The following is a 14,011-nucleotide window of genomic DNA, read 5'->3' as shown; positions in this document are numbered from 1 at the left end:
CGTCATGGGCAATCCCCGGCGGCATGCAGATGCTCGCGCAGGACCACCACCGGCGGTGCCGCGCCCTGCAGGAAGCGCAAGCGCGCGGCGTGCTGGAGCCGTTCCAGCGCGGCATCGATGTCCGCCGCCGGCGCGCCGGCCGAACGGCGCGCCTGCGAGCCGGCTTCAGCGGAAGCCGTGCAGGGAATGCGGAACCCGTCCACGACGATGTCGAACTGAATGGCGTGGCTCATGCTCTGGCTGCCTTGCTTTCTCACAGGATCAAAGCGGAAAGCGTAGCCGGCCGGCTGCTCTCGTTCCGTGACGGCTGTCACATTCCTCCGCCTGCCGTCACCCGCGCCCGGCACGGAGCAATTCGCCGTAAACATCGAGCGTTTCGCGCGCGCAGCGCTGCCAGCTGAAGCCGGCGGCGCGGCGCAGGGCAAGTGCGCCGACGGCCGTGCGCCAGCAAGAGTCTTCACAGGCGCGCAGCATTGCCGCGCTGAAGCCATCGATATCGTCTGGGTCCAGCAATACGCCGCCGTCGCCGACCACGCCGGGCAGCGCCGAGCGGTCCGAGCAGATCACCGGTACGCCGCAGGCCATGGCTTCAAGCGGCGGCAGGCCGAAGCCTTCGTAGATGGACGGGTAGACCATGGCGCAGGCGCCGGCGACGACGCTCGGCAGGTCTGCGTCGGCTATGTAGCCCGCCACCCGCACCTCGCCCCGCGCTACGGCGGGCGCCATCTCGCGCTCCAGCTCGCTGGTCAGCCAGCCCTTGATGCCGGCCAGTACCAGCGGCACATGGCGCCGCAGCGCGGCGGGCAAGCGCTGGTGCGCGCGCAGTGCGGTCGATAGCCGCTTGCGCGGCTCCAGCGTGCCCAGTGCCAGCAGATAGCGGCCGGGCAGCAGCCCATGGCGTGCGAGTACCGGCCGCAGCGCGTCGGCGGGGCGGGGCTGGAACGCCGGCGCGACGCCGTTGTGGACCACGCGAATCTTGCCGGGATCGACCTCGCACAGCGCCAGCAGTTCTGCGCGCACGAAGTCCGACACCACGATCACGCGGTCGGCCCGGGCCAGCGCGCGCGGAAAGTGCCGGTGCAGCAGGCTCACCCGCGCAGCGGGATGGGTCTCCGGATGGCGCAGCCACGACAGGTCGTGCGCGGTGAGCACGGTGGGAAGCGCGCCATAGCAGAACGGCAGGAAATTGGTTTCATGGTAGAGCGCCGCATCTCGAGGCAAGCCGGCGCGGAATCTGTGCGCCTGCCACGCGCGCGAGGCGAGGTGGGCCAGCCCGGACCGCCGCAACAGGCCTCGCGCCGCGGTGCGCCATGCCGGCGCGCGCCCGGCGTGGCACGACCCCGGGCCATCGGCCGAGGGTTGTGCGCCGGCTGCCGGTGGCTCGCTCCAGCCTGCGCCCAGGAAGCAGTGCGGCGCAGCCCCCAGCATCGCCAGCTCGCGCACCAGGTGACGCGTGTACTGGCCGATCCCGGTCAGCGGGGATGACAGCGAAACGGCGCCTACCGCAACGCGTAGTGGCTCGGCCAGGAGGAAGGAGGACTCGGACATGAGGCGCAACCATAGCGAGCCCGCGCCCTGCGTTCTGTGACGGCCATCACACTCCGCTCGCGCGTGCCACGAGAGACTCTGCCACCAGCGCCGACCAGGCCGGATGCCAAGCCACGCACTGCCATGCATATCCTTCACGTCTTCAAGGTGTATTACCCGGACTCATATGGGGGCATCGAACAGGTTATCCGCCAGCTGGCGCGTAGTCAGCCCCATGGCCTGACGCACGAGGTGTTCACGCTCAGCCGGCACGGCTATGGCGCGCAGCGCGAACTGGAGATCGACGGAGTCCGCATCACGCGCGCGCGTACGCACCTGGCGCCGGCCTCGACGCCGATCTCGTTCAGTGCGCTGGCGCATTTCCGGCGCGCGGTGGCGCGGGCCGATGTCGTGCAGTACCACTTCCCGTGGCCGTTCGGCGACGTGCTGCATTTTGCCGCCGGCGTGCGCGTGCCGGCGATCGTGACCTATCACTCGGACATCGTGCGCCAGCGCCTGCTGATGCCCGTGTACGCGCCGCTGATGCATCGCTTCCTGGACAGCATGCATGCCATCGTCGCCACCTCGCCCAATTACCTCGACACCAGCGACGTACTTCGCCGCCATCGCGCGCGCGTGCACACCATCCCGATCGGGATCGACGCGACCGAGTGCGAAGTCGACCCCGCGCGCGTCGCGATGTGGCGCGAGCGGGTGGGGGAGGGATTCTTCCTGTTCGTCGGCGTGATCCGCTACTACAAGGGCCTGCATATCCTGATGCAGGCATGCCGCGATGCCGCATTCCGCGTTGTCATCCTCGGTACCGGGCCGCAGGAAGAGGCTTTGCGGCAGCAGGCCGCCGCACTGAGGCTGGACAACGTGACCTTCCTCGGTGTGCTGCCCGACGCCGACAAGCATGCGCTGCTGTCGCTTTGCCGGGGTGTCGTCTTTCCCTCGCACCTGCGCGCGGAAGCGTTCGGCGTCACGCTGCTCGAAGGCGCGATGTTCGGCAAGCCGCTGGTGTCTTCCGAGATCGGTACCGGCAGCAGCTACGTCAACCTGCACGGCCACACCGGCTACGTGGTGCCACCGGCCGATCCGCGCGCCTTGCGCGCCGCCCTGGTGCGCTTGCATGCCGATGCCGCGCTGGCCGAAACCCTCGGCCGCAATGCCCGCGCCCGCTTTGTCGAAAAGTTCAGCGCAAGCACGATGCGGCGGCGCTACCACGCGCTCTACGAGAGCGTCCTGCGCAACGGCGCCGTCGCCGCACCGGTAGGAGAGCCGGAGTTCCGGCGCTGGTGAGCGCGCGGATGCGGCGTGAGCGCAGATTGCGACCAGCACGCGTCAACTGACGAATTGGGATGGCGAAGTCCCTGGGGATATTGGTGCCGGCGGGGCCGACATCTGTTCTGAAATGGAGGCTCTCGGAGAAGAAGCAGGTCGCCGGCTACGCCGGCGAAACTGCCACGCGCGCCAAACGGCAGCAATCCGCATGGCCTAAGGAGTACCAGACACCCACCAGGACAAAACCAACCGTGACCCACCTCACACACTTTTGTGATGGACGTCACAAGCACGGCCCCGGCCCTAATCCAGAATTCGCACCTGCTTTGTGACACCGCGTCACAACGCGACCCGCCTCGGCAGGTGACATTCTCAGCAGTGCTTAAGGTGTATCCGTATATCCATATGAGTCAATCCGCGCATCCCGGCAGTGAAATCCTGACAGCCTTGCGCGCGCATAAGAGCGCCTTGCGCAATATCGGCGTGTTCAGTGCCGTGATCAACCTGCTGATGCTGGTCCCGTCGCTCTACATGCTGCAGGTCTACGACCGGGTACTGCAGAGCCGCAGCGAGACCACGCTGTGGATGCTGAGCGCCATCACGCTGGGCCTGTTTGCCCTGATCTCCGTGCTGGAGTATGTGCGCAGCCAGGTCGCCATCCATGTCGGTGCGCAGCTCGACGCCCAGCTCAACCGGCGTATCTATACCGCCGCCTTCGAGACCAACCTGCGCCAGGGTGGCTACATCGCCGGCCAGGCACTCAACGACCTGACCACGCTGCGTCAGTTCATTTCCGGCTCGACGCTGTTTGCATTCTTCGACGCGCCGTGGTTCCCGCTCTATCTGGGCGTGATCTTCCTGTTCGACTTCCATCTCGGGCTGTTCGCGCTGTGCGGCGCTGCCGTGCTGATCGCGCTGGCGGTGGTCAACGAGCGCATCTCGCGCCAGCCGCTCGACGAGGCGGGTCGCCTGTCGCTGCGTTCGGCCGAGTCGGCCACGGTGACGCTGCGCAATGCCGAAGCGATCGAGGCGATGGGCATGCTGGGCCCGTTGCAGGCGCGCTGGCTGCGCATTCATGAAGCCTTTCTCGGCAAGCAAGGCGAGGCGAGCGAGAAGGCGTCGATGGTCGGCGCATGGACCCGCTTCGCTCGCATCGCGTTGCAGTCGATGGTGCTGGGGGTTGGCGCCCTGCTGGTGCTGGACAACCAGATCACCGCCGGGATGATGATCGCGGCCTCGATCCTGATGGGCAAGACCCTGAGCCCGGTCGAAGGCGTGATCGGGGGGTGGAAGCAGTGGAGCGCGGTGCGCGCGGCCCACGAGCGCCTGCACAAGCTGCTGGCGGCGAATCCGGCGCGGCGCGGCGCGATGTCGCTGCCGCGCCCGCGCGGGCAGCTCGCCGTGTCGCGCCTTGTGGCCGGAGCGCCGGGCACGGCGCCGGTGCTGAAGAACGTGAACTTCGCGCTGCCGCCGGGCGAGGTGCTTGGCGTGATCGGTCCCAGCGCCTCGGGCAAATCCACGCTCGCGCGCCTGCTGGTTGGGGTCTGGCCGCCATTGGCGGGCGAGGTGCGGCTCGACGGTGCCGATGTCTGGCAATGGAACAAGGATGAACTGGGACCGTTCGTCGGCTACCTGCCGCAGGACATCGAACTGTTCGCGGGGACGGTGGCGGAGAACATTGCACGCTTCGGCGAGGTCGATGCCGAGACGGTGGTCGAAGCCGCGCGCCTGGCCGGTGTGCACGACATGGTGCTGAAGCTGCCCAAGGGGTATGGCACCGAGCTTGGCCCGGATGGCGCGGGGCTGTCGGGCGGGCAGAAGCAGCGGATCGCGCTGGCGCGTGCGCTGTATGGATCGCCGGCGCTGGTCGTGCTCGACGAACCGAACTCCAACCTGGACGAAGCTGGCGAGGCGGCGCTGGCGCGCGCGATCACGCTGTGCCGCGAACGCGGCGCCACCGTCGTCATCGTCAGTCATCGCAGCAACATCCTGGCCGTGACCACGCGGCTGCTGGTGCTTCAGGACGGCACCTCGCACGCATTCGGCCCGACGCAAGAGGTGCTGCGCGCGATGCAACAGCGGGCGCAGCCGCAACACGCGGGCAAGCCAGCTGCGGCGGCGCAGGGCGAGCCCGCGCGCGCAACCGGCACACATTCCTGATCTGAATCGCTATGTCTTCCAACCATGCATCGTCGCTGCCGCCGCTCGCCGCCGCGCAGCCATCCACGCCCGCGGCGCCGGCACGCCGCTACAGCCGCATCGGCTGGACCGTGATTGCCGGAGGCCTCGGCGGCTTTGTGCTGTGGGCGGCGCTGGCGCCGCTGGACAAAGGCGTGCCGGTGGCCGGCACGGTCATTGTCTCTGGCAATCGCAAGGCGGTGCAGCACCCGAGCGGCGGCATCGTCGAGAAGATCCTGGTCAAGGACGGCGACAAGGTAACGGCGGGGCAAGTCCTCGTCACCATGAACCATACGCAGGCGCGTGCCCAGGCCGAGGCGACGCGGGCGCAGCTGCTTACCACGCTTGCCGTCGAGGCGCGCCTGCTGGCCGAGCGCGACGGTCTTGCCGACATCGACTTCGGCGAGGTCGAACGCGAGGCCGCATCCGATCCCGGCGTGGCCGAGGTGCTCACCGTGCAGCGGCAGCTCTTTGCCTCGCGCCGGCAGGCATTGCAGAAGGAGCTGGGTACCATCGCCGAGGGCATCGCGGGCCTGCAATCCCAGCTCAACGGACTGCGCGATGCGCGCCAGAACAAGCAGCAGCAGCTGGCCGCGCTGCGCGAGCAGTTGCAGAACATGCGTGAGCTGGCGCGCGAAGGCTACATGCCACGCAACCGCCTGCTCGACACGGAACGCCTCTATGCGCAGGTCAACGGCGAGATCTCGGCGGACCTGGGTACCATCGGCCGCACCCAGAGCCAGCTTACCGAACTGCGCATCCGCGCCGGCCTGCGCCGCGAGCAGGAACAGAAGGAAGTGCGAACCCTGCTGGGCGAAGCGCAACGCGATGTGCGCATGTTGCGCAGCCGCCTGGAGGGGCTCGACTTCGACGTGGCGAACACGCAGGTGCGTGCGCCGGTGTCCGGCTCGGTGGTGGGACTTGCCATCTTTACCCAGGGTGGCGTGGTCTCGCCCGGCGCCAGGCTGATGGATGTGGTGCCTGACGGCGAGCCGCTCGAAGTCGAAGCCCGGGTGCCGGTCAACCTGATCGACAAGGTCAACAGCGGCCTGCCGGTGGAGCTGATGTTCACGGCGTTCAACCAGAGTCGCACGCCGCGCATCCCGGCAGCGGTCTCGGTCGTGTCGGCGGACCGCCTGACCGAGGAAGAGGGCGCGCCCTACTACAAGATCCGCGCGCAAGTGACGCCCGACGGCATGAACCGGCTTGCCGGCCACCAGGTACGGCCCGGCATGCCGGTGGAGGTCTTTATCAAGACCGGCGAGCGCACCATGCTCAGCTACCTGTTCAAGCCGGTAGCCGATCGCGCGAGAACGGCGCTGACGGAGGAATGATGCGGGCCGTTCGTGCTGGAGCCGGCGTGTTCGCCACGCTCGCCGCCGCATGCCTGATGGGAGCGCCGGGGCTTGCCGCGGCGCAGGCCATGACGCTGCTCGACGCCTATCACCTGGCCCTCGCGCAGGATCCCCGGTACCGCGCGGCCGTTGAAGAGGCCGCCGCCGGCGAGCAGTACCGGGTGATCGGGCGCTCCTTCCTGTTGCCGCAGATCCAGTTCACCTACAACTGGGCGCGCAACCGTTCGGACATCACCCGCTACGCCGGCCCCCGCCTCGGCGACCAGACCACCACCGAGTTCTATCGCAGCTACAGCGGCGCGGTGCAGTTGCGCCAGCCGCTGTTCAACTGGGACTACTGGTCGCGCTTCCGCCAGGGCGAGGCCCAGTCGCAGGCCAGCGCGGCATTGTTCGACAGCCGCCGCCAGGAGCTGGCCTTGCGCGTGACCACGGCCTTCACCGAGGTGCTCGAGGCCCATGACGTGATCGTGCTGGCCGAGGCCGAGCGCGATGCGCTGCAAGAGCAGCTGAAACAGAACTGGCGCTTCTTCGACAAGGGCGAGGGGACCCGCACCGACATCGTCGAAACGCAGGCCCGGCTCGACCTCGCCGTGGCGCAGGTGATCGAGGCGCGCGACGGCCTGACGGCGGCGCGCAAGCGCCTGGAGGCGATGCTGGGTGCCGGCCAGGCGGACCGGGACCTGGTACTGGCGACGTTGTCGCCGGCGTTCCACGCGCAGGGTCCGGTGCCAGGCGATCTCGGCTACTGGACCGATGCCGCCTTTGCCAACAATCCCGAATTGCAGTCGCGCGAGCACGGCGTGGAGGCGGCGCGGCAGGATATCGGCCGCGCGCGCGCCGGGCACCTGCCCCGGGTCGACCTGGTGGCCAGCTACGGTGCGAACAAGTCGGAGACCGTCAACACGCTGAACACCAAGTACGACACCGCGTACGTCGGCCTGCAGGTGGCCGTGCCGCTGTACAGCGGCGGCTCCGCGAGCGCGCAGGTCAGCCAGGCGGAAGCCAACTACCGCAAGGCGATGGCCGAGTTCGACGGGCGCCGCACCGAGGTCGTGGATGAAGTGCGCAAGCAGTTCGACCTGGCCCTCTCCAGCGTGGTCAAGGTCGGCGCGTACGAGCGGGCGGAACAGGCGGCCCGGGAATTGCTGCACGCGACGCGCCTGAGCATCGCGGCGGGCATGCGCGTCAACCTGGATCTGCTCAATGCGCAGCAGCAGTTCCATACCGCACGCCGCAACCTGGCCCGGGCCCGCTACACCAACATCGTCACGCGGCTGCGGCTGCGGTTTGCGGCGGGCCTGCTCACGGAGCAGGACATGCGCGACGCCAGTGCGCAGTTTTCGGGCGATGCCGCGGTGGCTCAGCCGGAGCGGCCCGGGCGGCGCGAGCGCGTGGCCGCGAGCCGGTTCCCGGACGTGTCAGCAGGAATGAAGCCCTTTGGAGAATCCAGACATGGACAACACTGACCTGCCGGTACTGGTCCCGGTGGTGATTTCCGGCGGCGCCGGCACGCGGCTCTGGCCGGTGTCGCGCGAGACCTTCCCCAAGCCGATGATGACGCTGACCGATGGCGAGAGCCTGCTGCAGAAGACTTTCAATCGTGTCGCGGCGCTGCCTGGCGTGCGCGAGGTGGTGACCGTCATCAACCGCGATATCTATTTTCTCGCACGCGACATTCTCGCCCGCAGCGCCGCGCGGGCCATGCCGTGCAGCTTCCTGCTCGAGCCGGTGGGCCGCAACACCGCCGCCGCGATCGCCGCGGCGGCGAGCTGGGTCGCGCGCCGCCATGGCGACAATGCCCTGATGCTGGTGCTGCCCGCCGACCACCTGATCGAGCCGCTGGAGAGTTTCGTCGAAGCCGTGGCGGCGGCCGCGGCGGTTGCGCGGCAGGGATGGCTGGCAACCTTCGGGGTGGCGCCTACCGCGCCGGAAACAGGCTACGGCTACATCCAGGCCGGGCCGCGCATCGGCGCGGCGAGCGAGCTGGCGCACCTGGCGTGCCGCTTCGTCGAGAAGCCCGCGCTGGAGCTGGCCAAGACCTATCTCGCCAGTGGCGACTACCTGTGGAATTCCGGCATGTTCTGCTTCTCGGCCGGCGCCGTGCTGGCTGAGCTGCAGCGCTATGCCTCGGATATCGCCGACCAGGCCGCCGGCAGCGTCAGCAGCGGCCGCGAACTGCGCGCCGGCGACCAGCTGTCGCTCGAGCTCGACCCGGCGGCGTTCGAGGCCGTGCGTGCGCAGTCGCTGGATTTTGCCTTGATGGAGCGCTCCCAGCGCGTCGCCGTGGTGCGCAACACTATGCGCTGGAGCGACGTCGGCTCGTGGTCGAGCGTAAGCGCGCTGCTGCCGCAGGATGGCGACGGCAACAGCGTGAGCGGCGACGCCGTGCTGCACAACACCCGCCGCTGCTATATCCGCAGCGAGCGCATGGTTGGCGCCGTCGGCCTGGACAACCTGATGATCGTCGACACCGAGGACGCGCTGCTGGTGGCGCACCGCGAGCATGCCGAGGACGTGCGCCACATCGTCGCGGCGCTGCAGCGCAAGGGGCACGACGCCTACCGGCACCATCGGACCGTCAGGCGGCCCTGGGGCGCCTATTCCGTGCTGGTGGAGGGCGAGCGCTTCAAGGTCAAGCGCATCGTGGTCGCGCCTGGCCAGGCGCTGTCGCTGCAGCTGCATGCGCATCGCTACGAGCACTGGATCGTGGTGTCGGGGGAGGCGCTGGTCGAGAACGGCACGCAGCGCGCGCGGCTGCTGGCGAACCAGTCCACCTATATTCCGGCAGGGCAGAAGCACCGGCTGCACAACCCCGGCAGTGGCGAACTGGTGCTGATCGAAGTGCAGTGCGGCAACTATCTCGGCGAAGACGACATCGTGCGCTTCGAAGACAACTATGGCCGTGCGCCGGCGCCGGCGGTCGCCGCACAGGCGTCGGCGCGCCATGCCTGACGTGGCCAGTGGCAGACGAGGGAACCCATACCATGGCTAGGGGCCAGGCACTTTCGACGATGCTGCTGTTCGCGCGGCAGGAGCTGGTGGATCGCCAGCAGGGGCAGCTGTTCGGCATGGCCTGGCTGATCATCCACCCGCTGTGCCTGATCGTCGTGTTCAGCACCGTGTTCTCGCATTTGATGCGGGCGCGGCTTGGCAACGACGGCAGCCCCTACGCCTATACCGTGTACCTGATCGGCGGGATGCTGGCATGGAATCTGTTCGCCAACACGCTGTCGCGCCTGTCCACGGTCTACACCGCCAAGGCGCACCTGATCCGCAAGGTCCCGGTAAGCCTGGGGCTGATGCCGCTGCACGTGGTCGCGGTGGAGCTGGCGGTGTACGGCATATCGATGGCGCTCTATGCCGCGTACCTGGCCGTGATCGGCTTTCCCTTCAACCCGGCGTGGCTGGCGCTGCCGTCCGTGATCGGCCTGCTGGGCGCCTTCGCCTACGGCGCCGGCATCGTGCTGGGCATGCTCGAGGTGTTCCTGCCGGACGTGCGCAATATCGTCGCCGTCGCGCTGCAGTTCGGGTTCTGGATGACACCGGTGGTCTACCTGCCCGAGATCCTGCCGCCGTGGGCGCGCGGGTTGCTCTCGCTCAACCCGGCGTACTGGGCCATCGACGCGGTCCACGTCATCATCCTTGACGCCCGGCTGCCGGCACCGGCCCCGCTGGCGGCGCTGGCGCTGCTGGCGGCTGCGCTGCTGCTGGGCGCGCGCTGGATGAAGCGGCGGCTGGAACGCGAACTACGGGACTTGCTCTGACATGCCAGGCATTGCATCCACCGCGCCGCTGCTCGCGCTGACGCGCGTCAGCAAGGCGTTCCGTCTCTACGCATCGCCCGCGGACCGGCTCAGGGAGGCGCTGCTGCGCCGAGCCTGCCATCGCGACCACCAGGCGCTCGACGGCGTCAGTCTGGAAGTCAGGCCCGGCGACGCGGTCGGCGTGATCGGGCGCAATGGCGCTGGCAAGTCAACGCTGCTCAAGCTGGTGACCGGAGTGCTGCTGCCCGATGCTGGCACGATCCGGTATGCGGGCCGCGTCACCGGCTTGCTGGAGTTGGGCACGGGTTTCGACCCCAACCTGTCGGGACGCGACAACATCGACGTCAACGCCAGGCTGCTGGGCATGGGCGCGGCGGAAGTGCGTCGCAAGCTCGACGCCATCATCGCGTTCTCCGAGCTGGGGCCATTCATCGATGCGCCTGTGCGCACGTATTCGTCGGGCATGACGATGCGGCTCGGCTTTGCCATCGCCATCCACGCCGACCCCGATTGCTTTGTCGTCGACGAAGCGCTGTCGGTCGGCGACGCCCGCTTCCAGCAAAAGTGCATCGCCAGGATCCGCGAGTTTCGGGAACAGGGGGGCGGCATCCTCTTTGTCTCGCACGATGTCAATGCGGTCAAGCTGGTCTGCAACCGGGCGGTGGTGCTGGAGGGCGGTCGGCTGCTGTTCGATGGCCCGCCCGAGCAGGCCGTGAGCCGCTATTTCCGCCTGATTGCCGGGGTTCCCGCCGGCATGCAGAGGTCCATGCGCGAGGGCGATGGCGACGGCGACTACGGGCAACGGCGCACGCGCATCGTGGCTGCGGCGCTGCATGACGGGCAAGGGCGGGAAACGCGCAAGTTCGTCTGCGGCGATGCGGTCAGCCTGCGGCTTGCCGTCGCCTCGGACGACGACGTGGCGCTCAATGTCGGCTTCCTGCTGCGCGACCGGTTCGGCCAGGACATCTTCGGCACCAATACCGGCCTGCTGGGGCACCGTGTCGGGTTCAGCCGTGGCACGGTATCTGAATGCTGTTTCGATTTCCCGGTGCGGCTGGCGCCGGGCAGCTATTCGGTCACGCTCGCGGTCCACTCGGAGCTGACCCACCTTCACAACTGCCAGCACTGGCTGGACAACGCGCTCGAATTCGAGGTGTCGGCATTTGGCACCTGCGCCTTCGCGGGGGTGTGCGAGCTGCCGGTCAGCTTCAGCGCGACGCCGCAGCGCGCGCGTGCCGGTGCCGACGCCGACAAGGAGATTCCCTTTGCCTCATGAGCATCATGCGTTATCCGAGCCGTCCGAACCGCGCGCGCCAGCAGGGCTCGCGCATGCGGCGAGCGACGCCGACTCTGGGCAGGCGCACGCGGCGCTGGAGGCCCTGGTCGCGCGCGTGCGCGCCGAGGCCGCCGCGGCTGACGGCAAGGCAAGCGCGCTCGATCCGCTGTCCGCGGACTACCTGAGCCTGCCCGAGCCGGCGCTGCCCGAACTGACCTATGCCGGCGCGGACGGTGCGCTGCATCCGGTCCACCTGTTGTCGATACCGCGTGCCGAGTTTGTCGCGCATGCCTACCGCATGCTGCTGGGACGCGAGCCGGACGACGCCGGCGCGGCCCACTACGCCGCAGTGCTGGCGCTCACCGGCAGCCGGCTGTGGGTCGCGGCACAGCTGCTCGGCTCGGCCGAGGGCCGCCGCCGCGGCGTACGCCTGGCCGGCGGCAGTGGACTGCTGGCACGGTACCTGGCGGCGCGTCTGGCGATGCGGCTGGGGCTGGGCGCGATGGCGCGGCATGCCTTTGGCCGCTACGAACGGCGCCTGGCGCGGCGCGAGGCGGCAGGTGTCTGGCTCGCCGATGCGCTGCGGCGGCAACGCGACGGCATGCTGCGTGCGCAGCGTGGCTGGCGCAAGCCGATCGAGGCCATCGCGGGCAGCGTGCTGAATGCGCTGCGCGAACAGCGCGACGCGCGCGCGCGTATCGACGCGCTGGAAGAGCAGCTCGAAAAGCTCTCCGCCGAGCTGACCCACGACCGGCTGTCGCGCATGGGCGAGCGCCGTACCGCGCCGCCGGCGCCGGGCCTGCTGTCCCACCACGGCGCCGGCGCCGACGCACGGGGCGAGGCCGCATCCGGCGCGGACCTGCGCGTGCAGATCGAGGCCTATTACATGGCATTCGAGGACGCGAACCGGGGATCGCGCGAGGAGATTCGCCGCAAGCTGTGCGCCTATGACGGCTGGATCGAGGCGCTGCGCGAGGCGGCACCCGGGCCGGTGCTCGATATCGGCTGCGGACGGGGCGAATGGCTGGAGTTGCTGGCCGAACGCGGCATTCCCGCGCGCGGCGTCGATCTCAACAGCGCGATGGTCGCGTTCTGCCGCGGCCGCGGATTGGAGGTGGACGCCTGCGATGGCGTCGATGCCCTGGCCCGCCTGCCGGCCGCCGCGCTGGGCGCGGTCACTGCCTTCCATGTGGTCGAGCACCTGCCTTTCGAAGTGCTGTACGCGATGATCGCCAATGCGGCGCGGGTGCTGGCGCCGGGCGGTTCGATCCTGATCGAGACGCCGAATCCGGAGAACCTGCTGGTGGGCAGCCATACCTTCTATCACGACTTCTCGCACCGCAATCCGGTCACGCCGACGTCGCTGTCGTTCCTGCTGGCGTTCCATGGCTTCGAGGCCCCCGAGGTGATGCGGCTCAATCCCTATCCGGCCTCGGCCAAGGTGCCCGGCGACGACCCCTTGACGGAGCGCGTCAACGGCCACCTGTGCGGACCGCAGGACTATGCGCTGATCGCGCGCAAGCCGCTGGTGCCGCCGCCAGCTTCGCCGGCGCCGCTGCCCGAAGCCGCCGCATCGTGAAGATCCTGCTGACCGCAAACCTGGTGCCGTTCATGCGCGGCGGCGCCGAGTACCACATAGCCAATCTCGCCGCCGCGTTGCGCGAAGCCGGCCACGCGCTCGAGGTGCTGCGGCTGCCGTTCCGCTTTGGGCCGGACGATGCCGTGGAGCAGGCCATGGCGCACGCCGCGGCGCTCGACATGCACCGCCCCAACGGCGTGGAGATCGATCGGGTGATCAGCCTGCAGTTTCCCGGCTGGGGGGTGGCGCACCCGGAGCACCACGTGTGGGTGATGCACCAGCATCGCACCGTGTACGACCTGTACGCCGAAGCCGCGGCCACGCCCTCGCTGCGGCGCCTGCGCGAGCGCGTGATCGCCTTCGACAACGCTTGCCTGGGCCGCGCGCGCCGGCGCTTTGCCAACTCGCAGCGCGTGGCGCAGCGGCTGTGGCAGTACAACCAGATCGAGGCCGAGCCGCTCTATCACCCGCCGCCGCTGGTGGGGCAGTTCCGCTGCGAAGCGGCGCTGCCGTTCATCTTCATGCCGAGCCGGCTCGAGACCCTCAAGCGTCAGGCGCTGCTGGTCGAGGCCGCGGCGCGGTTGCGCGCCGGCCTGTCGATCGTGCTGGCCGGCACCGGCGGGCAGATGGAGGTACTGCGCCAGCGGATCGAGGCGCTGGGTGTCGGCCACCGCGTGGCGCTGCTGGGCGAGATCAGCGAACAGGAAAAGCTGCACTTCTACGCGCGCGCTCTGGCCGTGTGTTTCCCCGCGCGGGACGAAGACTACGGCTATGTGCCGCTCGAGGCGATGCTCTCGTCCAAGCCCGTGGTGGTCTGCAGCGACGGCGGCGGGCCGCTCGAATTTGTGCGGCATGGCGAGAACGGCTGGGTGGTGCCGCCGGATCCGGACGCGCTCGCCGCGACGCTGGAAGCCATCGCGGCCCGCCCGGCGCAGGCCGCCGAGATGGGCGTGGCGGGCCGGCAAATGCTGCTGGCGCGCGGCATCGGCTGGGAACACGTGGTCGCGACGCTGACGTCGTGAGCGGCGCCTCGCGAAGACAACTGACC

11 protein-coding genes are annotated in these 14,011 nt (G+C 69.1%); 9 read left to right on the top strand and 2 right to left on the bottom strand.

The annotated features are described in order from the left end of the window. Positions 1 to 2: 2 nt before the first annotated feature. Both GA0116996_RS17550 and GA0116996_RS17545 read right to left on the bottom strand, forming a co-directional pair. Positions 3 to 314: a hypothetical protein gene (locus GA0116996_RS17550; RefSeq protein ID WP_141693748.1), complete on the bottom strand. Its 312-nt coding sequence runs from the start codon at positions 312 to 314 to the stop codon at positions 3 to 5. Between the two features lie 16 nt (positions 315 to 330). After that, positions 331 to 1,548 (bottom strand): glycosyltransferase family 4 protein, encoded by a 1,218-nt coding sequence (locus GA0116996_RS17545; RefSeq protein WP_092314191.1) that lies wholly within the window; start codon positions 1,546 to 1,548, stop codon positions 331 to 333. A 123-nt stretch (positions 1,549 to 1,671) separates the two neighbouring features. Here GA0116996_RS17545 and GA0116996_RS17540 point away from each other — a divergent pair, with 123 nt between their 5' ends. The 9 genes from GA0116996_RS17540 to GA0116996_RS17500 all read left to right on the top strand — a co-directional run bounded on the left by GA0116996_RS17540 (position 1,672) and on the right by GA0116996_RS17500 (position 13,985). Beyond that, on the top strand, positions 1,672 to 2,829 hold the full coding sequence (locus GA0116996_RS17540; protein ID WP_092314189.1) for a glycosyltransferase: 1,158 nt from the start codon (positions 1,672 to 1,674) through the stop codon (positions 2,827 to 2,829). A 387-nt stretch (positions 2,830 to 3,216) separates the two neighbouring features. Further along, complete coding sequence (locus GA0116996_RS17535; RefSeq protein ID WP_243419687.1) at positions 3,217 to 4,971, top strand: type I secretion system permease/ATPase; 1,755 nt, start codon at positions 3,217 to 3,219, stop codon at positions 4,969 to 4,971. Positions 4,972 to 4,982: 11 nt separating this feature from the next. Continuing rightward, on the top strand, positions 4,983 to 6,323 hold the full coding sequence (locus tag GA0116996_RS17530; RefSeq protein ID WP_092314187.1) for an HlyD family type I secretion periplasmic adaptor subunit: 1,341 nt from the start codon (positions 4,983 to 4,985) through the stop codon (positions 6,321 to 6,323). 26 nt (positions 6,324 to 6,349) lie between these two features. After that, positions 6,350 to 7,810, top strand: a complete 1,461-nt coding sequence (locus tag GA0116996_RS17525) for a TolC family outer membrane protein (RefSeq protein ID WP_165835176.1) — start codon at positions 6,350 to 6,352, stop codon at positions 7,808 to 7,810. Further along, entirely contained in the window at positions 7,797 to 9,296 is a 1,500-nt protein-coding gene (locus tag GA0116996_RS17520; protein WP_092314183.1) for a mannose-1-phosphate guanylyltransferase/mannose-6-phosphate isomerase, read from the top strand. Before GA0116996_RS17525 ends, GA0116996_RS17520 begins: the two co-directional genes overlap by 14 nt. A 32-nt stretch (positions 9,297 to 9,328) precedes the next feature. Next, complete coding sequence (locus GA0116996_RS17515; RefSeq protein ID WP_092314182.1) at positions 9,329 to 10,108, top strand: ABC transporter permease; 780 nt, start codon at positions 9,329 to 9,331, stop codon at positions 10,106 to 10,108. Between the two features lies 1 nt (position 10,109). Further along, the gene (locus GA0116996_RS17510) at positions 10,110 to 11,384 is read left to right on the top strand and encodes an ABC transporter ATP-binding protein (RefSeq protein WP_092314180.1); all 1,275 of its coding nucleotides are present in this window, start codon (positions 10,110 to 10,112) and stop codon (positions 11,382 to 11,384) included. Beyond that, the gene (locus GA0116996_RS17505; RefSeq protein ID WP_092314178.1) at positions 11,374 to 12,963 is read left to right on the top strand and encodes a methyltransferase domain-containing protein; all 1,590 of its coding nucleotides are present in this window, start codon (positions 11,374 to 11,376) and stop codon (positions 12,961 to 12,963) included. The genes GA0116996_RS17510 and GA0116996_RS17505 overlap by 11 nt, the downstream gene beginning before the upstream one ends. Then, entirely contained in the window at positions 12,960 to 13,985 is a 1,026-nt protein-coding gene (locus tag GA0116996_RS17500) for a glycosyltransferase family 4 protein (RefSeq protein ID WP_092314176.1), read from the top strand. The genes GA0116996_RS17505 and GA0116996_RS17500 overlap by 4 nt, the downstream gene beginning before the upstream one ends. Positions 13,986 to 14,011: the final 26 nt, after the last annotated feature.

This window comes from Cupriavidus alkaliphilus (assembly GCF_900094595.1).
GTDB classification, from domain to species: domain Bacteria; phylum Pseudomonadota; class Gammaproteobacteria; order Burkholderiales; family Burkholderiaceae; genus Cupriavidus; species Cupriavidus alkaliphilus.
The sequence above is the reverse complement of the archived record's forward strand: the minus strand, read 5'-3'. Positions and strand labels throughout refer to the sequence as shown.

What these genes read in the sequence shown, in the direction of transcription:
- GA0116996_RS17545 (WP_092314191.1), bottom strand. Translation starts at nt 1,548, where the DNA reads ATGTCCGAGTCCTCCTTCCTCCTGGCCGAGCCACTACGCGTTGCGGTA.
- GA0116996_RS17540 (WP_092314189.1), top strand. Translation starts at nt 1,672, where the DNA reads ATGCATATCCTTCACGTCTTCAAGGTGTATTACCCGGACTCATATGGG.
- GA0116996_RS17535 (WP_243419687.1), top strand. Translation starts at nt 3,217, where the DNA reads ATGAGTCAATCCGCGCATCCCGGCAGTGAAATCCTGACAGCCTTGCGC.
- GA0116996_RS17530 (WP_092314187.1), top strand. Translation starts at nt 4,983, where the DNA reads ATGTCTTCCAACCATGCATCGTCGCTGCCGCCGCTCGCCGCCGCGCAG.
- GA0116996_RS17520 (WP_092314183.1), top strand. Translation starts at nt 7,797, where the DNA reads ATGGACAACACTGACCTGCCGGTACTGGTCCCGGTGGTGATTTCCGGC.
- GA0116996_RS17515 (WP_092314182.1), top strand. Translation starts at nt 9,329, where the DNA reads ATGGCTAGGGGCCAGGCACTTTCGACGATGCTGCTGTTCGCGCGGCAG.
- GA0116996_RS17510 (WP_092314180.1), top strand. Translation starts at nt 10,110, where the DNA reads ATGCCAGGCATTGCATCCACCGCGCCGCTGCTCGCGCTGACGCGCGTC.